A 24,770-nucleotide genomic window follows, 5' to 3' on the forward strand; every position below is an offset into this window, starting at 1 on the left:
GGCGCTACCACTCGATCGTCTCAATAGGTACGGGATTTTGCTGGACCGTCTCGCTCTCCACGCGACCATTCTTAAAGCGAATCAGGCGATCGGCCATGGGCGCGAGCGCGGAGTTGTGCGTGATGATGATGACCGTAATGCCCTGCTTGCGACAGGTGTCCTGTAGCAACTGCAAGATCTGCTTGCCGGTTTTGTAGTCGAGCGCGCCCGTGGGCTCGTCGCACAGAAGCAGCTTGGGATTCTTGGCCAGTGCGCGAGCGATGGACACGCGCTGCTGCTCGCCGCCCGAAAGCTGTGCCGGAAAGTTGGCGAGGCGCTCGCCCAGGCCAACCTGACGAAGTGTCTGTTCGGCATCGAGCGAATCGGGGCAGATCTGAGCTGCGAGCTCGACGTTTTCGAGCGCCGTCAGGTTGGGAACCAGATTGTAGAACTGAAAGACAAAGCCCACGTCGGCGCGGCGGTATTCCACGAGCTGTGCCTCGTTGGCAGCGCTCACATCGCGCCCGTCCACCGTCACGGTGCCGGAAGTCGCCGTATCCATGCCACCCAGAATGTTGAGCGCCGTGGTTTTACCGGCGCCCGAAGCGCCCAAGATAATGGCAAGCTCGCCACGCTCAACGGTAAAGCTCGCGCCGTCGAGCGCGTGAATGCGGGCATCGCCCTCGCCGTATGCTTTGATGACGTCTTTAAATTCGATATAGGCCATCGATCGGTTCCCATCTGGTCGGATAACTCTTTAGTATTACCCATTTCGCACCTATCAAAAAGAGACAGGTTTATTTTGGCAGGTTTTATATGGGGAAACGTACCTCTTTGGGGGCAGCGCGGGACGCGCAGGGGCGGCCGTGCAGATCGGCACAGCCGTCTCACGTGGAATCGACCGACGCCTGCCTTTCCGTGACACCGGCAACTCGTTTTTGCTTGTTGGCATGGCCGCCATTATGCCTTGGGACTGAGCACTCAAATTCTCACTCCTCATTGCCACGCTTGCCGCAAGCTATCAGGGTGACGAGATGACGACGCTCGCTGTAGCAGCGCAGCCACACTCTATAAGCGAGGCGTTTGCCAGCAAAAAAGCGCGCGACAGGGTAAGCCCGCCGCGCGCTATCCTATGCGGACTAGTTATTGTTGTTGGTCATCGAGGCCACTGCTGCCGCAAGATTGGAAATGGGCATCGTCTGCAACCAGATGCGACCGGGACCGGTGAGCACGGTGTTGAACACGCCCTCGCCACCAAACATGATGTTTTTGACGCCCTTGACCATTTGAGCGTCGATGCTCACGGTCTCCTCAAAGCCGGCCACGTTGCCGGTATCCACAATCATCTGCTGGCCAGCAGCGAGCTCGTACTCAACCAGGTTGCCGTCGATCTCGGCAAAAGCAACACCCGAGCCCGTGAGCTTCTGCATGATAAAGCCCTCGCCGCCAAAGACGCCGGCCTTTGCCTTCTTGTTAAAGTGAATGCTCAACTCGACGCCACTTTCCGCGGCAAGGAACGAACGCTTCTGCAAAATCCAGCTCTTGCCCGGACCGATCTCGATTGGCACGATGCGGCCGGGGAAGCAGGAGCCAAACGCGATCATGCCATCGCCACGCGCGGTCCAAATGTTTTGGAACAATGCCTCACCCGAAAAAGCCTTGGAGAACATCTTGCCGATGCCACCGCCCGAGGTAGACATTTCCATGTTGGGGGTCATCCAAGCCATGGCGCCGCTTTCGGTGATCATGGATTCGCCATCGCTAAGGTTGCATGTAACAACCGGGAAAGCCCCTCCGCCGATCTCGTACTGCATGACCGTCTCCTTTCCACTCAGGAGCCGAATAACGATGCCTATATTTTAGCAGGTAGAGATGCATATGTTCACACCGCCCATGCCCTCTCCTGCGGACGTTTCCCCAGATAAAACCTGCCAAAATAAACCTGTTCCTTTTTGGCAGGTTTTAAAGGCAAACGGTGAAGGTGATCTGGTTGCCGTGACCGGATACGGTGGCGGCGCCTCCATGGGCCTCGGCGATGGCACGCACCACGGACAGGCCCACGCCCGAGCCACCCGTCTTGGAGCTGCGCGACGCATCCGCACGATAGAAGCGATCGAACAATCGGTCCAGGTCGCCCTCGGGCAGCTCGTCCACGGCGTTCGACACGACAAGCTCGGCGGCGCCCTTGCCTTTGCCGTGCGAAACGGCGCACAGGCTCAGCTCAATCACGCTGCCCTCGCTCGCATAGCGCGTGGCGTTGTCCAGTAGCAACTCAACCACCTGCGCCACCGCCGCGGCATCGGCATGGGTCCGCACGCCGGTCGCAATCGACGTCGACAGGCGCTTACCGCCTGAGACCACCACCGACTTAAACGGCGCCGCCGCCTTGTTCACCGCCTCCGAAAGATCGATCGACGCCATGGTAAAGCCCGCCGAGCCCTCGTCCATGCATGCCAAGAACACCAAGCGCTCCGTGAGCGCCGATAATAGCGCACCCGCACTCGCCTTAGTGCTGCCTTAGCAGGTCGATGAGCATATTTAAAAAAGCAAGGTTATAGCTTAGTCGGACTTAAGGAACGGGCGGCTTCACATCTCGCCCTGCAAACAACGCCCGTACAGCGAGCGCGCTTGCCGCATGGGCGTTGCGGCCGCCTGCAGCTTATAGATAGGCACCCTCGAGGCGCAGCAGCCACTCCTTGCGATCCAGTCCACCGGCGTATCCGTTGAGCGATCCGTCGGCCGCGACCACGCGATGGCACGGCACGATAATCGAAATAGGGTTGCGAGCGACCGCAGCCCCCACCGCGCGAGGAGATACAACGGGCGCTTCATTTCCCGGCACACGATGTCGAGCCGCAACACGCTGGGCGATCTCGCCATACGTAGCGACCTCGCCACGCGGAATTGAAAGTAGCTCAAACCAAACCTCACGCTGAAACGCCGTGCCAATCAAATGCAACGGCGGCGTAAACCGAGGCTCCTGCCCCGCAAAATAGGCGTTGAGCCAAGCCCAAGAACGCTCTAGCACCGAAGAAGCCGCGCCATTGGCCGGATTTACCGTCTGCATGCCCCCGGCACCCGAAACTGCATCGGTGCCCTCAACGTATTCGGCGCTTTCTTTAAGAAGCGTGGAACCAAAGTGCTCCTGCCCCTCAAACCAAAGCCCCGTCAGACCGCGGCCATCAGCGGCAAGCAGGATTTCGCCCAAAGGCGAAGCAAACGTCGTCGTGACCACCAGCGGCTCCCTTCAAAACTCCGCAACATAATACCGCGAATTGTACAGACAACCCCGCAGATACGTCTGGGCGGGCTCGCAATTACTTAAGCGAGACTGTTTTCCCTAATCAAGCGAAAAAGACGCAGGGCATCGACACCAGAGCGGTACCCCTGTCAGCCGAGCTCTAATACTTTCCCGAGAAGTGAACGAGTAAAAACGAAGTCCCGGAGCATCCACACCTTTAGACCGCAAAACCGCAGGATTCGCGCTGCAAAACCGCAGGACATAGCAATCAAAAAATGCCAATGCTTCGGGGGTCCAAATAAGGTCGTTCACTTCACGGGAAAAGTATTAGACCTCAATTCGCACCAAGCCCAAAGTCACCCCAGGCAGCAGGCGCGAAGCGCCGAGGCCGCCGCCGGGACTAGGGCCCGCAACAACCACGTGCCCCCACATCAGCCCAGCGGCCCCAACCAGCAACGGCCCCATCGCAGGCCGCTCGCAGCCGAGTCACCGCAGGCGGGGGCCGGGCTTGGTTTTCAGAACATTCCGCAGACCAGTGTGGCGCCTTGTCCGCAGCTCCGAAGGAGCAGGACAAGGCGCCACACATGGTCGAGGACGTTCTGAAAACCAAGCCCGGCCCCCGCCGGACAGGTCCACCGCTACTCGCAGAGCAGCTTAGCGATCTGGACGGCGTTGGTTGCCGCGCCCTTACGGATTTGGTCGCCGCAGCACCAGAAGGTAATGCCACGTGCGGCCTCGGGGTTCGAGATGTCGCGGCGTACGCGACCGACCCAAATCAGGTCCTGGTCGGAGGTGTCCATCGGCATGGGGAAGCGATCGTGCGCATCCTCGGCACTCATGTCGTCAACCAGCTTGACGCCCGGAGCGGCAGCCAGCGCAGCACGGGCCTCTTCCACCGTGATGTCGCGCTCAAACTCGAGCGTAATGCTCTCGGAGTGCGAGCGCAGCACGGGCACGCGCACGCAGGTGCAGTTCACGCGCAGCTCGGGCAGGTGCATGATCTTGCGGCCCTCGTTTTGCAGCTTCATCTCCTCGGAGGTAAAGCCCTCTTCCTTGACGCCGCCAATCTGCGGAATCAGGTTGCTCGCCAGCTGGGCGGCAAACGCGCGCGGCTCGGGAATCTCTTCGCCACGGCCCAGGGCGGCCAGCTGGGCCTCAAGCTCGGCCATGCCGGGGGCACCAGCGCCCGAAGCCGCCTGGTACGTCGAGACGATCATGCGCTTCACGCCAGCGAGCTGATGCAGCGGCCACGTGGGAACCAGGCCGATAATGGTCGCGCAGTTGGGATTGGCGATAAGACCGTGATGCCACTTGATGTCGTCGGCATTAATCTCGGGCACGACCAGCGGTACCTCGGGATCCATACGGAAGGCATGGCTGTTGTCGACCACGACGGCGCCGCGCTTGACGGCCTCGGGCAGCAGCTCCTTGGCGATATCGTCGCCGGCAGCGCCGAGCACGATGTCGCAGCCCTCAAAAGCCTCGGGGCAAGCCTCCTCAATCACAGCCTGCTCGCCGCGGAACTCAACGGTCTTGCCCGCAGAGCGCGCGCTCGCCAGCAGCTTGAGCTTACCGACCGGAAACTCCTGCTCGTTGAGGCACTCGAGCATCTGGGTGCCCACAGCTCCCGTCGCGCCCAAAATAGCAACCGTGTACTGTTTCATGCTTCCCCCTTTAAAGGTTGTGGCTATCGCCCGCACGCCAAGCAGGCCGATTATTGTTGCCAGTGTATACAAGAACGGGGCGGGCACGAAACCCGCCCCGTCGAAACGAAACCGAAACGAAACGCCCCGCCGTAGATTTTTGAGACATGACCCAAAAATCCACCGAGCAGTCGCTACTTTTTGAGCGCGGCCTGGATGGGATCGGCCGGCGCGGGAGCCTCCAGGTCGGAGACCTTCACAATGCCGTTTTCATCGGAGAAGGCACGGTAAATGGTCTGGATCGCCAGATCGAAGTCCTTCTCCTCCACGCCGATGATGATGTTGATCTCGTCGCAGCTCTGCGAAATCATACGCACGCTCACGCCCGCCTGGCCAAGCATGCCAAACAGGTGGCCAGAGATGCCGGCGCGACCGCGCAGGTTGCGGCCAACGGTAGCGATAAGCGCCAGACCCTCAACGACCTCGATCTCGAGCGGCTCGACCTCCTGCTGGATGTCGCCCACGAGTGAGTACAGCGAATCGTGCACATCCTGCTCCTGCACCACGGCGCCAAAGCGGTCGACGCCGGTGGGCATATGCTCGACGGAAACGTCATAGCGCTCGAAGACCGAAAGCGCACGGCGCATAAAGCCAACGCGGGGCTTGGTGCGGTCGCGGGCCACGTTGATGGCGACAAAACCGCGCTTGCCGGTCACGCCGGTAATGATGGGCTCTGCCTCGCCTTCATCAGCCGTCTCGCTAATGATGGTGCCGGGGTCCTGCGGCGCATTGGTGTTCTTGATGACCAGCGGAATGCCCGCCTCGCGCACGGGGAACACGGCCTCCTCGTGCAGGACGCTTGCGCCCATGTACGAAAGCTCGCGCAGCTCCTCGTAAGTAACGCGCGCAATGGGCTGAGCCTCGGGAACAATACGCGGGTCGGCAGAATAGAAGCCCGAGACGTCGGTCCAGTTCTCGTACAGGTCGGCGCCCAGGCACTTGGCCAGAATCGAGCCCGAGATATCGCCGCCGCCACGATCGAGCAGCTTGATCTGGCCCTCACGCGTCGCGCCGTAGAAACCGGGCATAACAAAGCCGCCCTGCTGACCGTACTCCTGCACCAGCTCGGAGGTGCGATTCATGCTGAGCGTACCGTCGTGATGGAACGCCACAACCGTCGCGGCGTCCAGGAACGGCAGGCCCAGGTACTCGGCCATCAGACGGGCGGTAAAGTACTCGCCGCGGCTCACGAGTTCCTCGGTGGAGTAGCCACCGGAACGGGCGCGCTCGGCAAAGGCCGCGAACTCCTCGCGGATGGGATAGGTGAGCTCCAGCTCGTCAGCGATATCAAAATAGCGCTGCCCAATGTCCTCGAGCAGCTCCTCGCACGACACGTGGTACTTAACGTGTGCGTTAACCAAGTAGAGCAGGTCGGTCACCTTGGTATCGCCCTTAAAGCGGCGACCGCAGGCAGAAACCACCACAAAACGGCGGGCCGGGTCGGCATCGACAATGGCCTTGATCTTCTTAAAGTGTTCGGCGTCGGCGACCGACGAGCCGCCAAACTTGGCAATCTTAATCATGGGCTTGAGGTTACCTTTCTAAAAGCCTCTGCAAACCTGTTTTGCGCGCTCTGATACCATGGTTTCACCGATTGGGACCAAGGCATCCGAGGAGCAGTGTTATATGGGAACTTATCATAGTACACGAGGACGCACTTTATCGTGCTCAAGTAAGGTGGCAATCCGTACCGGCATCGCTCCCGACGGGGGTTTGTTTGTCTCGGACGAGCTGGGCACCCAGCAACTCGATATCAGCTCGCTTGCAGATAAATCGTACTTTGAAATCGCTCAAGATGTGTTGGGAATGTTACTGAATGATTACACGGCCGAAGAAATTTCGGCGTGTGTCGACGAGGCTTACCGCAGCACGTTTGCGAGCGAAGAGGTCACGCCGCTCGTCAAACTCGACGCCGCACCGGGCGCTGACGCCCCTCAGACCTATGTGATGGAGCTCTTTGGCGGCCCCACAAGCGCCTTCAAGGACGTCGCCTTGCAGATGCTCCCCCGCCTCATGGCCCGCACTTCCGCCAAGGACGGCGGCGCCGAGCGCATCATGATCGTCACCGCCACGTCGGGCGACACCGGCAAGGCCGCACTCGCCGGTTTTGCCGACGCTCCGGGGACGGGCATCACCGTCTTTTATCCCGAAGGCAAAGTCAGCCGCGTGCAGAATCTGCAGATGTCCACACAGGAGGGCGATAACGTCGCCGTCTGCGGCATCCGCGGTAACTTCGACGACGCCCAGAGTGCCGTCAAGCGCATCTTTGCCGATAAGGAACTTGCCGAGCGCTTGGAGGCCGCCGGCACGGTGCTTTCGAGCGCCAACTCCATCAACGTCGGCCGCCTGGTGCCGCAGGTTGTCTACTACTTTGCCGCCTATGCGCAGCTGCTGCGCGCCAGCGCCATTGTGGCCGGCGACGCCGTTGAGTTCTGCGTGCCGACTGGCAACTTTGGCGATATCCTGGCCGGCTACTACGCCAAGCGCATGGGTCTGCCCGTTGCCAAGCTCATCGTCGCGAGCGACAAGAACAACGTGCTCGCTGACTTCCTGACCACCGGCGTCTACGACCGCAACCGTCCGTTCTTCACGACTATCTCGCCGTCGATGGACATTCTCATTAGCTCCAATCTGGAGCGCATGCTCTACTTCTTATCCGACGGCGACTGCGAGCTCGTAGCCGGCCTTATGGAGCAGCTGGCACAGACGGGTCGCTACGAGGTGCCCGCCGAGCTGCTGGCAAAGATCCAGAGCGTGTTTGGCTGCGGTTGGGCCAGCGAGGACGAGGTCCGCGCTGCCATCAAGAACTGCTGGGATGCAAACGGCTATGTGATCGACCCGCACACCGCTTGCGGCTATCACGTCTTTGAAAAGGTCGCCCCCGCCGAGGGCGCCAAGGCCCGCGTGCTGCTTTCGACCGCCAGCCCCTACAAGTTCCCGCGCGCCTGCTGCGACGCGCTGGGGCTCGACGTTCCCGAAGACGACTTTGAGGCTATGCGCGTGCTCGAGCAGGCAACCAACACGGTCGCCCCGACCCAGCTCGCCGAGCTCGAGTCCAAGCCCGTCCGCTTCGAAGACGTCTGCGACGTCGATGAGATGGCAAGCTACGTCGAGTCTGCAGCAAAACGAATGAGCACCAACTAAACCCCTTATTAAGCGCCGGCGAAAGCCGGCACACCTTCTTTTTATTAAGCTTTCGGGATGATGACGAGCATGCGAGCGGGTCTGGCCGTTTAGTTCGTCGCGAGTTCCGCACGAGCCGGAAAGCACTTAATGTGCTTTCCGAGCGAGCCAGGACTGCCCGAGCAGCGAACTAAACGGCCAGACCCGCCCAGGAGGACCCACATGATCAAAATCACCGTCCCAGCAACCAGCGCCAACCTAGGCATCGGCTACGACACCCTCGGCATGGCCGTCAGCCTCTACTCGCACTTCACCTTCGAGCGTACCGACAAGCTCACCATCACGGGCTGCCCCGAGGAGTTCCAAAACGAGAACAACCTGGTCTATGTGAGCTTTGTCGATGCTCTGGCCGCTTGGGGCGAGCCGGCCTTTCCCGTCGCTATCGACATTCAGACCGATGTACCCGTCGCCCGCGGCCTGGGTTCCAGCTCCACCTGCGTCGTCGCGGGCATCATGGCAGCCGCCGCGCTGACGGGCCACACCGTCGACCGCGCCGAGCTCGTCCGCATCGCCACCGAGGTCGAGGGCCATCCCGACAACGTCGCCCCCGCTATCCTGGGCGGCGCCGTCTGTTCCTTTACGCCGACCGATTCGCTCCCCCAGTGCCTGCGCTACAAGGTGAGCGATCGCTTGCGTTTTATTACTGTGATTCCGCCCTACGAGGTGCATACGAGCGAGGCTCGCAAGGTTGTGCCGCAGGAGATTCCACTCTCCACCGCCGTGTGGCAGATGGGCCGCATCGCCGGCATGACGCGCGGCCTGGAGACCGGCGACCTTGACCTGATTGCCGCCGCCAACGACGACCGCATCCAGGAGCCCTATCGCCGCCGCCTGATTCCCGATTACAACGCTGTGCGCGACACCTGCCTTAACGGCGGCGCCAAGACCATCTGGATCAGTGGCTCCGGCTCGACCCTCATGGCTGTAACCGACGACACCATCGTGGCAAAGTTCCTGCAGGTCAAGCTGCGCGAGCAGTTCCCCAAGTGTGAGACGCATATTCTGACGTGCGACACGGAAGGCGCCCAGATCGAATACCTGTAGTCGCCGTACCTTATACCCGCCGGGGAGGCCAGGGGCTTTGCCCCCAAATCGTCCTCGGACATGGCAGGACCCCCGCTGCGCACTTCGTGCGGCGGGGGTCCTGTCGTCCTGCGGAAAGATTTGGGGGCAAAGCCCCTGGCCTCCCCTATGTTAACTTCGCTGGCGGCGGCTACAGGGACCTACGCTCTGGAAAGTCGCCGGGCTGATAGTTGCTTTTTATTGGTAGGGGCTCTTGCTAGGCTGGAGCACTTCCTAGAGGCGGGCATCGGCTGTGTGCTTGGTTTAGGCGGCGCTGGTTTCTTTGTATTCGAAGACTGGTTCTAGGAGATCTTCGATGTTGCAGTGGAGGGCTTTTGCTATGGCTCTTACGCCTGTTACCGAAGCTTCATTGATGTTTCTCTGGCGCTGCTCGTACATTTGGATTGAGCGGAGTGATACGCCCGATTCGTATGCCAGGTCTTGTTGGGTTTTCTTGAGCCGCTTTCTTGCTAGCGCCAGTTTGGTTTGACGAGGTGTTTTCTTCGCCATGTCGCAAATAAGACGCGTCACACGTTCCTCCGAGGCTTCGTGCCAGGGATGATACAGGTTATGCAGCACATCAAACGGAGCGACATGCAGCAGGTCTTCAAAAGACTCTCCCAGGCGCCACTGCAGATACGCCAATATCCAGCCCGTCCAGTATTCCGGTGTTTTCTCAAATCGATAGGTGCGGTCCGGCATAGACCTGGCTTCATAGCCCGACCTTTCGGCGATCAGTGCGAACAGCTCAACGCCCGATTTTCCCGATACGACCCATGCGTTGCCACGCTCAAACTCGCGGGCAACCCCGCTCAGACAAAAGAGTTCAGCAACTTCAGATCCTTCTGCTCCATAGTCATTGACGGCATAGTCAAAGCAGTCACCGAGGTTGTTCATTGCATCCTCGAGGTAGTAGACGGGGTATGTCCTACTCGGCCCACAATCCGTTAACTCTTGGATCATTTAAATCAACCCTCCCTGCCATTAAATCCCTAATGTCGATACCTTCGGAATCGAACCCGTTAACCGTATCCAAGTATTTGCGTCGAGCATTCTGCTCACGCTCAAAACGCTTGGGATAAAACTCAGACCCCGAAGCCTGCTTCCAATCGCAGAATCTAATCACCGAAAAAGCGCGCTCGCTCATAAGAGCATATTGAATACCCAAATCACCCAAGCGCATGATACGTTGCAGCTGTCTGAGCGATATCATGCCGCTGACAAACTGTCTTGCAAACGAAAAATAGGAGTCGTCAGCGCGATAGCCCCGAATAACGTCATATGAAGAAATATCAATCAGGCAGTTATCAAGTAGAAATCGTAGCCCTTCGCGCGCCAATGGCGTCGAGACATTGAACTCTCTGTTATTCGCCAGAATTGCAAGCCAGTTGAGAATCGAGAACTCACCTGATTCCAAATCCAAAATCGCAAGACCATCTAAATCAAGCTCATATCGATTCGCAATGCCATCAGACTCGGTCCGACATGCCCATTCCATCGCCATTTCCTCATGTGGCGTGCAATAAAACCCACGCCCATAGTCGTTGAACTGTCTACATCTATCCAGCGATGGATGTTCGACAACAACCTCCGACCCGTGCCATAGCTCCATAGCGACCTCCAAAAAATATCACCTCAGTGATAGTTTACCAATAACTATCACTGAGGTGATATAGATAGGAGCTTTGGGGGGGTTAACCTGATTAGAGGCAAGCCTCAGCGATGCGGCGCTTGAGCTCGTCGATGCCCACACCGGTCTGGGAGCTTGTGATGATCACGTTTTCGGCAGGGACGTTAAGCTGCTTTTTGATGGCTGCTGCCTGGCGGGCCTGCTGGGTGCGACTGAGCTTGTCGGCTTTGGTGAGGCAGACGATAAAGTTGAACTCGTTGCCCTGCAGGTAGTCGATCATGTCATGATCGAGCTTGCTGGGGTCGTGACGAATATCCACCAGCGAGACGACCAAGTTAAAGCTGCGCTCGGAGTCGAAAAAGTCGCCGATAAGCTCGGCCCAGCGGTCGCGCTCGGCCTTAGAACGACGGGCGAAACCATAGCCCGGCAGGTCGACGAAGTGCACGTCGTCGGCCTCGAAGAAATTGATGTTGCTTGTCTTGCCCGGTGTGCTCGAAACCTTGACCAAGTTCTTGCGGCCAAAGAGCTTGTTCATGATGGAGGACTTGCCCACGTTGGAGCGGCCCACAAAGCTCACCTCGGGACAGGTAGACTCGGGAATCTGCGAAACCTTGCCGTAGCTGGCGACAAACTTGGCAAGCTGATAGTTAATGGAATCGGCCATGGACACTCCTTGGTCGTAGGTTCTTACAAAAGAGCGCGCTATTGCGCGGCGGCAATGCGGCGGACGATATCGAGCGTGATGTTACTTGCGACACGCGCGTACTCGAACAGATCGAACTCTCGGTCGCAAATTGCATCGTACGCCTCGTCACAATTATCGCTGATAGCGCGCAACACCAGGCAATCGACACCATTTTTGGTTGCGACATGAGCAATCGCCGCGCCCTCCATGCCGACACAATCGGCATGCGTCGCTTCGATAGCGTCGTTGCGCATGGCGGCGCCCGTCACAAAGCGGTTACCCGTGGCAATCGTGCCGACCAGGAACTGTTTGGTGCCCTCGTTCGAAGCAACTGCATTTGTCGAAGCGTCAACAAACCCACGCTCAGCAAGCACGTCGACGGCAATATCGACCAGCGCGGGCGTCGAGCCAAACTCCTCGAGCCCCGGTGCGGACTCGGCGATAAGCGCGGTATCGGTATCCAGATAGCGTAGGCGTTTGCCAATGACCACGTCGTCGATATGGAGCTTGGGGTTCAAACCGCCCGCAATGCCCGAAAACACAACAGCCTGCGGAGCATACTTGCTAATGAGGTGCTGTGTTGCAGCAGCGGCGTTCACCGTGCCCATGCCCGCCGTTGTGGCGACAACTGTCAGACCGTCGAGCTCACCGCTCACAACGGTCAAGCCTGCCTCCCGCGCCTCGCAAACGTCGCTCAGCTCTTCCTTAATCTGCATGATCTCTTTTTCGAGCGCACCGATAATCGCGATGGTAGCCATACCATTCCCCAAACCTATACGAAATTCTCAACCACGGTATGGTACCAGCATTTTGTTTGACCTCGCCAAACGAACACGCTAAGCCAGTGCAGCTCGCGTATCAAACAGCGCCTTTGCAATCGCGGCCGTAACCTCGCTCGAGCGGTCGCTCCACGACATCAATGTCATGATACTCATAACATAGCTATGGCCGTCGACTTCGATCAGTCCGGCGTCGCATGTCGAATAGTAACCATCCTCGCTAATCCAGCCCGCCTTGTTGCGCATCTTAAAGGGTAGTCAATTTGGGACGGGCTTGTTAGCCGATGGCCGACCTGAGCTCCGCACGGCGCTTTTTCATGCCGGCCATGACGGCGTTGCGCAGCTCGGGCATGCGCGCGGTATCCATCTGGGGCACGCCCTCGAGCTTATAGGGAATACCCAGTTGCTCGTACTTGACGACACCCATCGTGTGATACGGCAGCATTTCCAGGCCCACCACGTTGTGCCATGGAGCGATCAGGCGACCGAGCTTCTCGCATTCCTCCGCCGTGTCGGTGATACCCGGCACCACCACATGGCGAATAACAACCTTAATCTTGCGACGCGCCAGCTCATCGCCAAACGCCAGGATGCGCGCAGGATCGCAACCGGTCAGCTTTTTATGCTCAACCGGATCGGCATGCTTGATGTCGAGCAGCACCATATCGGTCTCGTTGAGAACAGCATCGAACTTCTCCGGATGCTTGGGATCAAATGCATAGCCACAGCTGTCTAGGCAGGTGTGTACGCGGCCATCGGGGTTGTTGTGCATCACGCGGAACAGGTCGGCCAAAAACTCGGGCTGCAGGAGCGGTTCGCCGCCCGAAACGGTAATGCCGCCGCTACGGTAGAACTCATGGTTGCTCTGGAACTCGTCCATCAGATGCTCGACGGTCACCATCGTGCCGCCGTTAACAGACCAGGTATCGGGATTGTGGCAATACGCGCAGCGCATGGGACAGCCCTGAACAAACACCACAAAGCGGATGCCGGGTCCGTCGACCGTTCCCATCGTCTCGATCGAATGCACGCGACCCAGGGCATACGCAGAGTCCTCGGGATGAGCATCCACACCCTCAAGCGTCATCTCAGCCATTCCCGCAACCTTGCCTCTCTTTGGTTTTTGTCAATTAAAATGCCAGAGCCATTCTAGCCCATACGCCTGATGGCGAAACGGTTTAGCGGTCAATTTGATCGTCCTATTTGACTCCACGCAAAAGCGGCGGGAAGGTTGTCACAACCCGCTCGCCGCCGAAGCAATAGAAATCGATAGACGCCAGGCCCTACGCCTTAAGCGTAAGCACCGCGCCAAAGGCGGTCGGGCCGCAGTGGCTCGAGATCACACCGCCGACCTGCGTCCAGGTAACGTCCTTAAAGCCCAGGTCGTGCGCATAGACTTCCATATCGTCGCGCAGCTCCTCGGAAAGGCCCACTGAATACGCCAAACCAATGTGCGAGTAATCAATATCGCCCTTCGCAACCATGTGGTCAATAAAGGCACGGGCACATTTGAGCATAGAGCCGCGGAGCTTCTTGGTCGCCACGAATTTGCCACCCGTCACCTCAATGCAGGGCTTAATCTTGAGCAGATGAGCGCCCAGGAACGCGGCGTTAGACAAGCGACCGCCCGCCTTAAGGAAGGCAAGGTCGGTAGGAACAAAGCCCAGCAGCACGCGGTCCATGACGGAGTTCGTAAAAGCAAAAATCTCATCGACGGTGGCATCGGGGTGAGCCTCGATGTATTTGGCGGTCTCGACGGCAACGAGCGACTGGCCAACCGAAACAAAACGCGTGTCCATAGAGAAGACGTAGTCGCGGCCCTTAGCTGCAATCTTGGAGGACTGATGCGAGCAGGTCGTGGCCTCGGAATATGCGAGATGCAAAATGGTCGCATCGGGCTGCTCAGCGTGAATGCGATCGTACACGTGAGCAAAATCCGCAGGCGAGCAGCCACTGGTCTTGGGCATAACGCCAAACTCGTTACAGCGCGAGTAAATCTCGAGCGGATCGATGGAGCCGTCCTCAACGGTCTCGTCACCAATTGTGACATGCATGGGCACGCGCACGATGCCGTAGCGCTCGCAGAGCTCCGGCGTCACATCCGACCCAGACTCAACCACGATTACGTACTTGCCCATTCTTATCACGACCCATCTCGACGTTGGCTTTTCACTACATGACACACGCCCGGCGCACTGTTGCACAACGGCGTCCAAGCGCCAAAGAGACGCCGCCCTTTGCACATAACAAAGGACAGCGTCTCCCTGGAAAACTCCGTGCTTAACTGAGATTCTACACGGTTTATTGCTAAGTGTTACTTACTCCGCAAACGGTAGCTATACGCGATAAACGGTAGCGCAACCAAGAAAGTATCCCCAACGATCAATCTATTAGGAGAGTTCCGCCTAAAGGGTGACTACACAGGACCCCGCCGGGGCTGTTTGGGCTACCTCCCAAAACTTTCCGCAGGACGCAAGAAGCCCTCGCCGCACGAAGTGCGCAGCGAGGGCTTCTTGCATGTCCGAGGACGTTTTGGGAGGTAGCCCAAACAGCCCCGACGATCCTGCGGGAGTTAAACCCCTTTAGAACTTGTTGTGGAAGGTACGCGAAATGACCTCGTCCTGCTGCTCCTTGGTGAGCGTGTGGAAGTTCACGGCATAGCCGGAAACGCGGATGGTCAGCTGCGGGTACTTCTCGGGGTGAGCCTGAGCATCGAGCAACGTCTCACGGTTGAAGACGTTGATGTTCAGGTGGTGGCCACCCTTCTCGGCGTAAGCGTCGAGCATGTGGACCAGGTTATCGGCCTGAGTCTCGGAAACTTCAGAAACCTTCATAATGTGTCTCCTTCGATTGATAGGCGCCGGCCGAAACCGGCGCGCCAATCAGTAATCGTTATTGTTAGTATAGCACTAACAATAGTTACTCGCCCAGCTGATCAAGGTCGATATCGCCAAAGAACACCTGGTCCTCCTTGCCGAGCGCACCCGGGATGATGGAGAAGGTGTTGGAGATGCCGTCCTGAGCATCGCGGAACGGGAGCTTGGAAACCGAAGACAGCGAAGCGATGGCGCCGTGGCTATCGCGCTTGTGCATGGGGTTAGCACCCGGGGCGAACGGCTGGCCAGCCTTGCGGCCGTCGGGCGTGGAGCCGGTCTTCTTACCGTACACGACGTTGGAGGTAATGGTCAGAACCGAGGTCGTGGGCACGGAGTTGCGGTAGGTGTCGTTCATGCGGATGTACTCCATGAACTGGTGCACAACGTCGTGAGCGATCTGGTCGACGCGGTCGTCGTCGTTACCGTACTTGGGGAACTCGCCCTCGGTCTCGAAGTCGACGATGATGCCGTTCTCGTCACGGACGGGGTGGACCTTGGCGTACTTGATGGCGGACAGGGAGTCAGCCACGACGGAAAGGCCAGCGATGCCCGTAGCGAACCAACGATGCACGTGCTTGTCGTGCAGAGCCATCTGGATGCGCTCGTAGCAATACTTGTCGTGCATGTAGTGAATGATGTTCAGCGAGTTGACGTACACGCCAGCGAGCCACTTCATCATATCGTTGTACTTGGCCACAACGTCGTCGTAATCGAGCGTATCGCCCTCGACGGCGCGATACTTGGGGCCGACCTGCTTCTTGGAGACCTCGTCAACACCGCCGTTGAGTGCGTACAGCAGGCACTTGGCCAGGTTGGCGCGGGCGCCGAAGAACTGCATCTCCTTGCCGATGCGCATGGAGGACACGCAGCAGGCGATGCCGTAGTCGTCGCCGTGGTAAACGCGCATGAGGTCGTCGTTCTCGTACTGGATCGAGGAGCTGGCGACAGAAGTCTTGGCGCAGAACTTCTTGAAGTTCTCGGGCAGACGGGTCGACCACAGAACGGTCATGTTGGGCTCGGGGCTGGTGCCCATGTTCTCGAGCGTGTGCAGGTAGCGGTAGCTCATCTTGGTAACGAGCGTACGGCCGTCAACACCCATGCCGCCGATGGACTCGGTGACCCACTGCGGATCGCCGGTGAACAGGGCCTGGTACTCGGGGGTACGGGCAAACTTGACCATGCGGAGCTTCATGATGAAGTGATCCACGAACTCCTGGATCTGCTCCTCGGTGAAGGTACCGTTGGCAAGGTCGCGCTCAGCGTAAATGTCGATGAACGTAGAGGTACGGCCGATGGACATAGCGGCGCCGTTCTGCTCCTTGACGGAAGCGAGGTAGGCGAAGTACATCCACTGGATGGCCTCCTGCGTGTTGGTAGCAGGGTTGGAAATGTCGAAACCATAGGTCTCGGCCATCATCTTGAGCTCGCCGAGGGCGCGGATCTGCTCCTGCAGCTCCTCACGATCGCGGATGTTGTCGGCGGTCATGACCGTCGGGGTGGAAGCCTTCTGGGCCTCCTTGTCCTTGATCAGGTAGTCGACACCGTACAGGGCGACACGACGGTAGTCGCCGATGATGCGGCCGCGGCCATAGCCATCGGGCAGACCGGTGATGATGTGGGCCGAACGGCAGGCGCGCATCTCGGGGGTGTAGACATCGAAGACGCCGGCGTTGTGGGTCTTGCGCTCGAAGGTGTAGCGCTCGACAACGTTCTCGTCGACCTTGTAGCCGTGCTGGCTGGCAGCCTGGCAAGCGATGCGGATACCACCGTTGACGTGCAGCGCACGCTTGAGCGGCTTGTCGGTCTGGAGGCCGACGATGGTCTCCTTGTCGCGATGGGCGTTATCGATGTAGCCAGCGGGGTGGCTCACGATACCCGTGACAGTCTTGGTGTCCATATCGAGGACGCCGCCCTGCTCGCGCTCCTTGAGCAGCAGATCGAGAACCTCGCCCCACAGCTCCTTGGTACGCTCAGTCGGGCCGGCGAGGAACGACTCGTCGCCCTCGTAGGGGGTGTAGTTCTTCTGGATGAAGTCTCGGACGTCAACCTCTCCCGTCCAGATGCCTTCCTTGAAGCCTTCCCATGCCTCCTGCATTGTGTAACCACGCTCCTAGTTACGTGTAATGCGGCGCTCTCTCACACCGCTGCTTATTGAATTCTTGAATTATCGGCTTGCACTACCGGCTTCTTCCGTTCTTCACCACACGTTGGTGCAGGGAAAAACGTCTGTCCACCTTGGAACTACAACCCAAACCCAAGATTTCACCCGTTTGAGAAGGATAACATAGCCACCCCCTTCATCAGGGCTGTTATATGTTTCTTTTTTTATACCATTATGGCGTTTTTAACAAATCCGCAGGAAATGCGAGCGCGAACAACTACCGTTCACCGATTTGTTTGGTATTTTTCCTTGCCTTTGTACGACGTTCACTCTAGCTGTTATGTCAGTTTTAGCAGGGTAAAGTGCCCCAGAGACCCCACAGAAACTGCAGGGCGGCCACGGGATTTCCCCCGGGGCCGCCCTGTGGCATGGCTAGTTATTTAGCTTTGATTGCCACTTGGCATTAGGCGGCTGCGGCGGCCTTGTCGGTCGTTGCCTTGCTGTGGCCCTGACCCTCAAAATGCTTGTAGCACCAGCTGGTGACCAGCGGGGTCAAAATGGCCGTCACGATAGCACATGCTGCGACCTGCGCCGTCGCCGTCGCGAGCACCGCGCCGCCGTACATGGCCTCGTTGACGCTTGCCATGGCAGCAGGCGTGGCCACATTGGCTCCGGCGCAGCTCGAAATGGCCGCACCTGCGACACCCGTACCGCCCGTGAGCTTATCGACCGCGATGACGGGAATTGCAAAGACCACCGAGCAGATCACGCCGAGCAGGATGCCGGGAAGACCACCGTTGATAAGCTGGCCAAAGGTCATGGTCGAGCCCATGGCAAAGAAGACGAGCACGATGATGGCGGAAAGTGCCGGTGCCATCATCTTCTTAAAGCTGGGGAAGAGGTTACCCAGGATAATGCCGACGACGATCGGCAGGATGGCGCCCACGAGCGACCAGCCGATCGGAGCCTGACCGGCAGCGCCGAGCACGATCATCGTGACCGGAGGGCCGACAACCAGCGTGGTGATGGCGACGGCGCCACGCTCGGCCTCGTTGCCCATGGTGCCCATCAGTCCAGCGTACATAGCGTTGTTGGCACCCGTGCAAGCGGCCAGCATCACCATGGCCGAGATACCAAACAGGTTGTCGTTGAACACATAAAGGATGAGCAGCGACACGGCAACGACCACGATCTGCTTGACGGCGATGATGATGGCGCCGCGGGCAGCGGCGGCAGGAGCGCTCTTAAACGAAATCGTCGTACCGACGATGAGCAAAAAAGCGCCAACAAGCGGGCCTGCGCCCTGCTGGGTCATGCCGAGCGTAAAGCTGCCGAGCGTTTTGAACAGATCGGGGAACAGCGTGTTGAGCAGGCAGCCCAACAAAAGCGGCACCAAAATATTGGCACCCGGGATGGAGGACATCTTAAAGAACGGCTCCTTTGCCGCCGGCGCCTCCACCGCAGTCGATTCACTCATTTATATCTCCTTTTGATGCGTGTGACACGCGGCCGCACGCGCCTTTGTCAGAAAGAAGGCGACGGTCCCGAGTCGCAGGAGCCGTCGCCGAATTATCGTCGCGGGGTATTACCCGTCCAGGACGATGCCACCGTCGCAGTCACCGATCTCGCCGTTCACGAAGCTGGCAAGGTCGGAGGCAAAGAAGAGCACCATCTGCGCGGGCTCGCTTGCCTGGGCGGCACGGCCCAGAGGAATACCGTTGATGATGCGCTGAGAGTTCTCGTCAGAGAGAATCGAGGTCATATCGGTAAGGGTGAGCGACGGGCACACGGCGTTGCAGCGGACGCCAAACTTGCCGCCTTCCTTGGCGACTGCCTTGGTTAGACCGTTAACACCGGCCTTGGAGCTCGCGTAAGCCGCGGTGCCGAGCAGGCCGCCACCGATCTTGCCCGCAACGGAACTCACGTTGACGATAGTGCCGGCATGGGCCGCCTTAAAGTGCGGGTACACAGCATTCATCATAGTGAAGGTACCGTTGAGGTTGATGTCGATGGTACGACGCCACTCGGTGTCATCGATCTCGTCGAACTTCTTGGTGCTGATGACGCCAGCGCAGTTGATCAGGATGTTGGTTTGCGGCAGGTCCGTAAAAATCTGCTCGACGGTCTCACGCGCCTTGGGCGCATCGGCAACATCGAGCTGATAGAACTTGTTGCCCTCGCCAAGCTCGGCCACCGCGGCCTCGCCCTTAGCAGCGTTCCTTGCGATGAGCGCGACGTGTCCGCCGCCCGCGACGATGCCCTTGGCGATCTCGAGGCCAATGCCCTGAGTGCCACCCGTGACAATCGCGGTCTTGCCCGTGAAGTCAAATGCCATGACTCCATCCCCCTTTATATAAGGTGTCTCCTTGCGGGAAGTTGGAGCATCGCACGTGGCGATTATATGAGTCCCAGTCGTCATGGTGGTGACAACCCCCCCGCCTAACCGCGGGCATAATAGTTCTTTGAAACGCTTCAGCAATTGAATTTTTTAACTCTTTATGCGCTCTTTATATTGCCCACTGCATGAGGCCCGAATATGCGGGTATCATCTTTCACCGAAAATAGTTTCTAGTGTTAGGGCTTTTCGGTGGAAGATACCGATTTCCATGAGCTTGGGCGTCAGCTCTTAACTGAGTTTGGCAGCATGCATCATCGCATTTCACGCTCTGCGGACAAAGCTCTCGGCGGCGAGATGGCTGTCATGCGCGCCCTCATGCTCGCTGGCGGTTCGCTCACGCCGAGCGAACTCGCAAATCGCGCCTGGGTCTCGAGTGCCCGCATCGCCAATATCTTACGCACTCTCGAAGCCAAGGGCTGGGTCGAGCGCGAGCACTCAAAGACCGACCGTCGTCGTGTACACGTCACGATGACCGATAAGGGATTCCAGAATCTCGAAATCAAACGTCGGGAATTCGAGGAGCGCACCGCGGCCTTCCTCGAGCAGCTCGGCGAAACAGATACCCAAGAGATGGTGCGCCTTCTAAGGCGTTTCAACGAAATTATCGACCGCAATCAAGAAAGGAGAGATGCCGAGTGAGGATTCTCAAGCTCTTTAAAAAGCATGTCCTGGCACTGTTCACAGCTATCGTACTTATCGTAATCAGCTGCAACGCCGATCTGGCACTGCCTACCTACATGAGCGACATCGTCGACGTGGGCGTACAGCAAGGCGGCATCGCCTCGCCCGTGCCCGACACCATTCGTGCCGAATCACTCGATGACCTTGAGCTCTTTATGAGCACCAAGGACGCCAAAGCTGTGGAGGCCGTGTTTAGCAAGGCTGACAAAAAAGGCATTCGAACGTACAAGGGCACCGAGGAAGAGCGTGCCGATGGCGGCAAGATTGCCGACATTATGAGCCTGCCCGAGACCGTCGTCCTTTCTCTCAACCAGGGCATCGACGCCAGCTCCATGGGCGACATGACCGGCGCATCCACCGAGGCAAGCAATGGCGGCGGCGCCCAGGCCATGCCCACCCCCGAGCAGATGGCGGCAATGACGCCCGAGCAGCTCGCCGAGATGCAGCAGAAGGCCACAGCGGCGCAAAACATGCAAAAGCAGATTGATGCCGACGGCGGCAAGATCACCATGAAGAGTCTGCGCCTAGGTGTCGAGGGCGGTCTGGTAGACCAAAGCAAGCTCGTCGAGGGCGCCAATGAAATGGCGGACAAAATGGGCTCCATGTCGGGCTCCATCGTGACCCAACGCGCCGTGAGCTATGTGCAAGACGAGTACAAGGCGCAGGGTATCGACCCCGCCGACGTGCAGAACGCCTACCTGGGCCGCATGGCGACCACGATGTTTGGTCTGTGCCTGATCTCACTGGTCGCCACCATCCTAACCGGCGCCGTGGCCTCGCGCACCGCCTGTTCCATCGCACGCGACCTGCGCCGCGAGACCTTCAACAAGGTCATGCACTTCTCGCCAGCCGAGGTGGGCAAGTTTAGCCAGGCCTCGCTCATCACTCGCTGCACCAACGACATTCAGCAGATTCAGATGGCCGCAACCCTGTTTATCCGCATGTGCCTCATGGCGCCCGTCATGGGCATCGTCGCCGTCATGCGCGTCCTGGCCAACCACACCGGCCTGGAGTGGACCATCGCCGTGGCCATCATCGCGGTCTCGGCCGTCGTCGGCGTGCTTATGGGCCTCACCATGCCCAAGTTCAAAAAGATGCAGAGCTTTGTGGACCGCGTGAACCTTACCGCCCGCGAGCTGCTCGACGGCCTTATGCCCATCCGCTCGTTTAACCGCGAGGAGCATGAGCTCGAGCGCTTTGACCAGGCGTCCCTCGACCTGATGACCACGCAGCTCTACACCAACCGCGCCATGAGCTTTATGATGCCGCTCATGATGCTCGTCATGAACTGCATCACCGTGCTTATCGTCTGGTTTGGCGCGCAGGGCGTGTCTGACGGCGTGATGCAGGTCGGCAACATGATGGCGTTCATCTCCTACACCATGCAGATCGTCATGGCGTTTATGATCCTCACCATGGTTTCGGTTATCCTGCCCCGCGCCGAGGTCGCAGCAGAGCGCGTGGAAGAGGTCATCACCTGCCCCACGAGCATCAACGACCCTGCCTCGCCCAAACTGCCCGCAGCCAGCGCGCCGCGCGGTGAGCTCACCTTCCGCGACGTGAGCTTCCAGTACCCCGATGCCCGCGCCGATGTCATCAGCGGCGTGAACTTCACCACACATGCCGGCCAGATGCTCGGCATCATTGGCTCAACGGGTTCGGGCAAGTCCACGCTCGTGCAGCTGATTCCGCGCCTGTACGACGTCACGGGCGGCAGCATTTCGCTCGACGGCATCGACGTGCGCGACATGACCCTTTCCGAGCTGCGCCACCGCATTGGTTACATCCCGCAGCAGGGTCGCCTGTTCTCGGGCACCGTCGAGAGCAACCTCAAGTTTGCCGGCGACATGGTGAGCGATGATGATATGCGCCAGGCGGCACGCATCGCCCAGGCCGAGGACTTTATCGCCGAGCGCGAGGGCGGCTACGACTCCCCCATCAGCCAGGGCGGCTCCAATGTTTCGGGTGGTCAGCGCCAACGCCTGGCCATTGCCCGCGCGTTGGCCAAAAAGCCCGAGGTCGTGGTGTTCGATGACTCGTTTAGCGCCCTCGACTACAAGACCGACGCGCGCCTGCGCGAGGAGCTGGCCAAAAACGTCACCGACGCCGCACTCGTGGTCGTGGCCCAGCGCATCGCGACCATCATGCACGCCGACCAGATCATCGTGCTCGACGACGGTCACGTAGTGGGCACCGGCACGCACGAGGAGTTGCTGCACGGCTGCCCGGCGTACCTGGAGATTGCACAGTCGCAGCTTTCCGCCGAGGAGCTGGGGCTTACCCAAGAAGAAATTGCAGCCGTCATGGAAGGAGGCGAGCGCTAATGGCAGACGAGACCAAGACTCAGATTCCCAAGCCCACCCGCCAGCGTGGTCCCATGGGCCGCATGGGTGGCATGCGCCGTGGCGAAAAGGCCAAGGACTTTAAGGGCACCATGAGGCAGCTGCTCGGCTATATCGGCCAGCACAAGATTGCCGTGTTTGCCGCCGTCGCCTTTGCCGTGTGCTCGGTCATCTTTAACATTGTGGGGCCCAAGGTGCTCGGCCAGGTTACGACTAAGCTGTTCGAGGGCTTGGTTGCCAAGGTCAACGGCACCGGCGATGTCGACTTTGGCTGGATTGCCAAGACGCTCGGCCTTTTGCTCTGCCTGTACCTGGCGAGCTCTGCCTGCAGCCTGATCCAAGGCTGGCTCATGACCGGCGTCACGCAAAAGATTTGTTATCGCATGCGCAAGGAGATCGCCGCCAAGATCGCCGTCGTTCCGATGAGTTACTTCAACGGCCACAGCAAGGGCGACGTGCTCAGCCGCATCACCAACGACGTCGATACGCTGGGTCAGTCGCTCAACCAGAGCGTGACGCAGCTCATCACGTCGGTGACGCAGATTATCGGCGTGCTCGTCATGATGCTTTCGATCAGTCTGCCGCTCACCGGCGTCACCGTGCTCACACTGCCGGCCGCCGCGATTATCCTGACCGTGATGATTCACTTCTCGCAGCCGTACTTCCGCGAGCAGCAGCAAGTCCTGGGCACCGTCAACGGCATTATCGAGGAGGACTTTGCCGGTCAGAACGTCATTCAGGTGTTCGACCGCGCCGAGGCCTCGATCGAGGAGTTCGACCGTCAAAACGACCGACTGTTTGTGAGCGGTTGGCGCTCGCAGTTCCTGTCGGGCCTGATGATGCCGCTTATGAGCTTGGTGGGCAACATGGGCTACGTGGGCGTTGTCGTGGTGGGCGCACAGCTCGCGCTGACCGGCAATGCCACGCCCGGCGACATCCAGAGCTTTATCCAGTACGTGCGCAACTTTACGCAGCCGGTGCAGCAGCTGGGCAACGTGAGCAACACGATGCAGTCGATGGCCGCTGCCACCGAGCGCGTCTTTGAGTTCCTCGCCGCGCCCGAGGAGGAGCAGAAGGCCGACGCCCAGATTCCCGAGAAGCGCCCCGGCCACGTTGAGTTCGACCACGTCAAGTTTGGCTACACGCCCGACAAGACCATCATCCACGACTTTAGCTGCGAGGCGCAGCCCGGTCAGACCATCGCCATCGTCGGCCCCACCGGCGCCGGCAAGACCACGCTCATTAAGCTGCTGCAGCGCTTTTACGACGTGGACGGCGGTTCGCTGCGCGTCGAAGGCGTCGACGTGCGCGACTGGGACCGCGCGGCGCTGCGCGGCGAGTTTGCCATGGTGCTGCAGGACACCTGGCTGTTTAACGGCACCATCCGCGAGAACATCCGCTACGGACGCCCCGATGCGACCGACGCCGAGGTCGAGGCCGCCGCACGCGCCGCACGCTGCGACCACTTTATCCATACGCTCGCCGGCGGCTACGACTTTATGATCAATGAGGAGGGCACCAACCTCTCACAGGGCCAGCGCCAACTCGTGACCATCGCCCGCGCCATTTTGGCCGACCGTCCGGCGCTGATTTTGGACGAGGCGACTTCCAACGTCGATACCCGTACCGAGGAGCTTATTCAGCGCGCCATGGATGCGCTGATGCAGGGCCGCACGAGCTTTGTCATCGCGCATCGCCTGTCCACGATCCGCAACGCCGACGTGATCTTGGTGATTCGCGACGGCGACATCGTCGAGAAGGGCACGCACGACGAGCTGCTCGCCCAAGGCGGCTTCTACGCCGACCTGTACAATTCGCAGTTCGACGAAGCGGCGTAAATTCTGCCGCAGGGAACGAATAACGCCCGAGAACGGGGGCGCAGGACAGCCTGCGCCCCCGTTTTTTGTTCTGCGGCCCTCGAACCGCCTCCCCTGGGACCTGATTGACGCCCTCCCTCAAGACCCCGTGGACAAAAAATGGCAAATATGAGTACTGTCACCTTTTTAGTAACAGCCAAAACTGCCCCAAACGACCTCATTGCGGCCTAGACATGCCTTCAAATTGATCAAAATGCCCGGTAGCATGCTTCTGTGTGCCAACGTTAATGAAC

The 24,770-nt window shown here is 59.2% G+C and carries 21 protein-coding genes and 1 pseudogene; 6 read left to right on the forward strand and 16 right to left on the reverse strand.

Annotated elements, in window-relative coordinates; genetic code table 11:
- Nucleotides 1-4: 4 nt before the first annotated feature.
- Nucleotides 5-706 (reverse strand): ABC transporter ATP-binding protein, encoded by a 702-nt coding sequence (locus DXA43_RS07465; protein ID WP_117806731.1) that lies wholly within the window; start codon nt 704-706, stop codon nt 5-7.
- Nucleotides 707-815: 109 nt separating this feature from the next.
- Between DXA43_RS07465 and DXA43_RS10610 the strand changes: the two are divergent.
- Nucleotides 816-956, forward strand: a pseudogene (locus DXA43_RS10610) (hypothetical protein); the annotation flags it as partial.
- Between the two features lie 162 nt (nt 957-1,118).
- Here the strand turns inward: DXA43_RS10610 and DXA43_RS07475 are convergent.
- From DXA43_RS07475 to DXA43_RS07495, 5 genes are all read right to left on the reverse strand, one after another.
- Nucleotides 1,119-1,793 (reverse strand): TIGR00266 family protein, encoded by a 675-nt coding sequence (locus DXA43_RS07475; RefSeq protein WP_117806732.1) that lies wholly within the window; start codon nt 1,791-1,793, stop codon nt 1,119-1,121.
- Nucleotides 1,794-1,941: 148 nt separating this feature from the next.
- On the reverse strand, nt 1,942-2,442 hold the full coding sequence (locus DXA43_RS07480) for an ATP-binding protein (RefSeq protein WP_117758369.1): 501 nt from the start codon (nt 2,440-2,442) through the stop codon (nt 1,942-1,944).
- Nucleotides 2,443-2,638: 196 nt separating this feature from the next.
- Nucleotides 2,639-3,214: a methylated-DNA--[protein]-cysteine S-methyltransferase gene (locus tag DXA43_RS07485; RefSeq protein ID WP_233508860.1), complete on the reverse strand. Its 576-nt coding sequence runs from the start codon at nt 3,212-3,214 to the stop codon at nt 2,639-2,641.
- 644 nt (nt 3,215-3,858) lie between these two features.
- A complete protein-coding gene (locus DXA43_RS07490; protein ID WP_117790509.1) occupies nt 3,859-4,884 on the reverse strand; it encodes an aspartate-semialdehyde dehydrogenase in 1,026 nt (341 codons plus the stop codon).
- Between the two features lie 173 nt (nt 4,885-5,057).
- Nucleotides 5,058-6,446, reverse strand: a complete 1,389-nt coding sequence (locus tag DXA43_RS07495) for an aspartate kinase (RefSeq protein ID WP_117806733.1) — start codon at nt 6,444-6,446, stop codon at nt 5,058-5,060.
- 103 nt (nt 6,447-6,549) lie between these two features.
- Here DXA43_RS07495 and thrC point away from each other — a divergent pair, with 103 nt between their 5' ends.
- Nucleotides 6,550-8,067, forward strand: a complete 1,518-nt coding sequence (gene thrC, locus DXA43_RS07500) for a threonine synthase (protein ID WP_117806734.1) — start codon at nt 6,550-6,552, stop codon at nt 8,065-8,067.
- Nucleotides 8,068-8,268: 201 nt separating this feature from the next.
- The gene (gene thrB, locus DXA43_RS07505; protein ID WP_117806735.1) at nt 8,269-9,150 is read left to right on the forward strand and encodes a homoserine kinase; all 882 of its coding nucleotides are present in this window, start codon (nt 8,269-8,271) and stop codon (nt 9,148-9,150) included.
- A gap of 282 nt (nt 9,151-9,432) precedes the next feature.
- Here thrB and DXA43_RS07510 read toward each other — a convergent pair whose 3' ends face one another.
- The 10 genes from DXA43_RS07510 to DXA43_RS07560 all read right to left on the reverse strand — a co-directional run bounded on the left by DXA43_RS07510 (nt 9,433) and on the right by DXA43_RS07560 (nt 19,574).
- Complete coding sequence (locus DXA43_RS07510) at nt 9,433-10,065, reverse strand: helix-turn-helix transcriptional regulator (RefSeq protein ID WP_117806736.1); 633 nt, start codon at nt 10,063-10,065, stop codon at nt 9,433-9,435.
- 31 nt (nt 10,066-10,096) lie between these two features.
- On the reverse strand, nt 10,097-10,780 hold the full coding sequence (locus DXA43_RS07515; RefSeq protein WP_117648279.1) for a DUF3990 domain-containing protein: 684 nt from the start codon (nt 10,778-10,780) through the stop codon (nt 10,097-10,099).
- 91 nt (nt 10,781-10,871) lie between these two features.
- Complete coding sequence (gene yihA / locus DXA43_RS07520) at nt 10,872-11,462, reverse strand: ribosome biogenesis GTP-binding protein YihA/YsxC (protein ID WP_089572350.1); 591 nt, start codon at nt 11,460-11,462, stop codon at nt 10,872-10,874.
- Between the two features lie 38 nt (nt 11,463-11,500).
- Complete coding sequence (gene mtnN, locus DXA43_RS07525; RefSeq protein ID WP_099432169.1) at nt 11,501-12,241, reverse strand: 5'-methylthioadenosine/S-adenosylhomocysteine nucleosidase; 741 nt, start codon at nt 12,239-12,241, stop codon at nt 11,501-11,503.
- Nucleotides 12,242-12,539: 298 nt separating this feature from the next.
- Complete coding sequence (gene pflA, locus DXA43_RS07535) at nt 12,540-13,358, reverse strand: pyruvate formate-lyase-activating protein (protein WP_089572353.1); 819 nt, start codon at nt 13,356-13,358, stop codon at nt 12,540-12,542.
- 187 nt (nt 13,359-13,545) lie between these two features.
- A complete protein-coding gene (locus tag DXA43_RS07540; RefSeq protein ID WP_117806738.1) occupies nt 13,546-14,400 on the reverse strand; it encodes a DegV family protein in 855 nt (284 codons plus the stop codon).
- A 444-nt stretch (nt 14,401-14,844) separates the two neighbouring features.
- Nucleotides 14,845-15,096 (reverse strand): autonomous glycyl radical cofactor GrcA3, encoded by a 252-nt coding sequence (gene grcA3, locus DXA43_RS07545; protein WP_055252439.1) that lies wholly within the window; start codon nt 15,094-15,096, stop codon nt 14,845-14,847.
- Nucleotides 15,097-15,181: 85 nt separating this feature from the next.
- Nucleotides 15,182-17,233, reverse strand: coding sequence for a formate C-acetyltransferase (gene pflB, locus DXA43_RS07550; protein WP_117635670.1), 2,052 nt, complete (start codon nt 17,231-17,233; stop codon nt 15,182-15,184).
- Between the two features lie 469 nt (nt 17,234-17,702).
- On the reverse strand, nt 17,703-18,716 hold the full coding sequence (locus tag DXA43_RS07555; RefSeq protein WP_117564719.1) for a 2-keto-3-deoxygluconate permease: 1,014 nt from the start codon (nt 18,714-18,716) through the stop codon (nt 17,703-17,705).
- A gap of 108 nt (nt 18,717-18,824) precedes the next feature.
- Nucleotides 18,825-19,574: an SDR family NAD(P)-dependent oxidoreductase gene (locus tag DXA43_RS07560; RefSeq protein ID WP_006234857.1), complete on the reverse strand. Its 750-nt coding sequence runs from the start codon at nt 19,572-19,574 to the stop codon at nt 18,825-18,827.
- 252 nt (nt 19,575-19,826) lie between these two features.
- Here DXA43_RS07560 and DXA43_RS07565 point away from each other — a divergent pair, with 252 nt between their 5' ends.
- Genes DXA43_RS07565 through DXA43_RS07575 form a run of 3 tightly spaced genes read left to right on the forward strand, consistent with a single transcriptional unit; the run spans nt 19,827 to nt 24,498 of the window.
- The gene (locus tag DXA43_RS07565; RefSeq protein WP_117637026.1) at nt 19,827-20,276 is read left to right on the forward strand and encodes a MarR family winged helix-turn-helix transcriptional regulator; all 450 of its coding nucleotides are present in this window, start codon (nt 19,827-19,829) and stop codon (nt 20,274-20,276) included.
- Entirely contained in the window at nt 20,273-22,642 is a 2,370-nt protein-coding gene (locus DXA43_RS07570) for an ABC transporter ATP-binding protein (RefSeq protein WP_117806739.1), read from the forward strand. Before DXA43_RS07565 ends, DXA43_RS07570 begins: the two co-directional genes overlap by 4 nt.
- Nucleotides 22,642-24,498: an ABC transporter ATP-binding protein gene (locus DXA43_RS07575; RefSeq protein WP_117806740.1), complete on the forward strand. Its 1,857-nt coding sequence runs from the start codon at nt 22,642-22,644 to the stop codon at nt 24,496-24,498. The genes DXA43_RS07570 and DXA43_RS07575 overlap by 1 nt, the downstream gene beginning before the upstream one ends.
- Nucleotides 24,499-24,770: the final 272 nt, after the last annotated feature.

The organism is Collinsella sp. OF02-10 (assembly GCF_003463445.1).
GTDB lineage: Bacteria > Actinomycetota > Coriobacteriia > Coriobacteriales > Coriobacteriaceae > Collinsella.

What these genes read in the sequence shown, in the direction of transcription:
- DXA43_RS07465 (WP_117806731.1), bottom strand. Translation starts at nt 706, where the DNA reads ATGGCCTATATCGAATTTAAAGACGTCATCAAAGCATACGGCGAGGGC.
- DXA43_RS07475 (WP_117806732.1), bottom strand. Translation starts at nt 1,793, where the DNA reads ATGCAGTACGAGATCGGCGGAGGGGCTTTCCCGGTTGTTACATGCAAC.
- DXA43_RS07490 (WP_117790509.1), bottom strand. Translation starts at nt 4,884, where the DNA reads ATGAAACAGTACACGGTTGCTATTTTGGGCGCGACGGGAGCTGTGGGC.
- DXA43_RS07495 (WP_117806733.1), bottom strand. Translation starts at nt 6,446, where the DNA reads ATGATTAAGATTGCCAAGTTTGGCGGCTCGTCGGTCGCCGACGCCGAA.
- thrC (WP_117806734.1), top strand. Translation starts at nt 6,550, where the DNA reads ATGGGAACTTATCATAGTACACGAGGACGCACTTTATCGTGCTCAAGT.
- thrB (WP_117806735.1), top strand. Translation starts at nt 8,269, where the DNA reads ATGATCAAAATCACCGTCCCAGCAACCAGCGCCAACCTAGGCATCGGC.
- DXA43_RS07510 (WP_117806736.1), bottom strand. Translation starts at nt 10,065, where the DNA reads ATGAACAACCTCGGTGACTGCTTTGACTATGCCGTCAATGACTATGGA.
- DXA43_RS07515 (WP_117648279.1), bottom strand. Translation starts at nt 10,780, where the DNA reads ATGGAGCTATGGCACGGGTCGGAGGTTGTTGTCGAACATCCATCGCTG.
- yihA (WP_089572350.1), bottom strand. Translation starts at nt 11,462, where the DNA reads ATGGCCGATTCCATTAACTATCAGCTTGCCAAGTTTGTCGCCAGCTAC.
- mtnN (WP_099432169.1), bottom strand. Translation starts at nt 12,241, where the DNA reads ATGGCTACCATCGCGATTATCGGTGCGCTCGAAAAAGAGATCATGCAG.
- pflA (WP_089572353.1), bottom strand. Translation starts at nt 13,358, where the DNA reads ATGGCTGAGATGACGCTTGAGGGTGTGGATGCTCATCCCGAGGACTCT.
- DXA43_RS07540 (WP_117806738.1), bottom strand. Translation starts at nt 14,400, where the DNA reads ATGGGCAAGTACGTAATCGTGGTTGAGTCTGGGTCGGATGTGACGCCG.
- grcA3 (WP_055252439.1), bottom strand. Translation starts at nt 15,096, where the DNA reads ATGAAGGTTTCTGAAGTTTCCGAGACTCAGGCCGATAACCTGGTCCAC.
- pflB (WP_117635670.1), bottom strand. Translation starts at nt 17,233, where the DNA reads ATGCAGGAGGCATGGGAAGGCTTCAAGGAAGGCATCTGGACGGGAGAG.
- DXA43_RS07555 (WP_117564719.1), bottom strand. Translation starts at nt 18,716, where the DNA reads ATGAGTGAATCGACTGCGGTGGAGGCGCCGGCGGCAAAGGAGCCGTTC.
- DXA43_RS07560 (WP_006234857.1), bottom strand. Translation starts at nt 19,574, where the DNA reads ATGGCATTTGACTTCACGGGCAAGACCGCGATTGTCACGGGTGGCACT.
- DXA43_RS07575 (WP_117806740.1), top strand. Translation starts at nt 22,642, where the DNA reads ATGGCAGACGAGACCAAGACTCAGATTCCCAAGCCCACCCGCCAGCGT.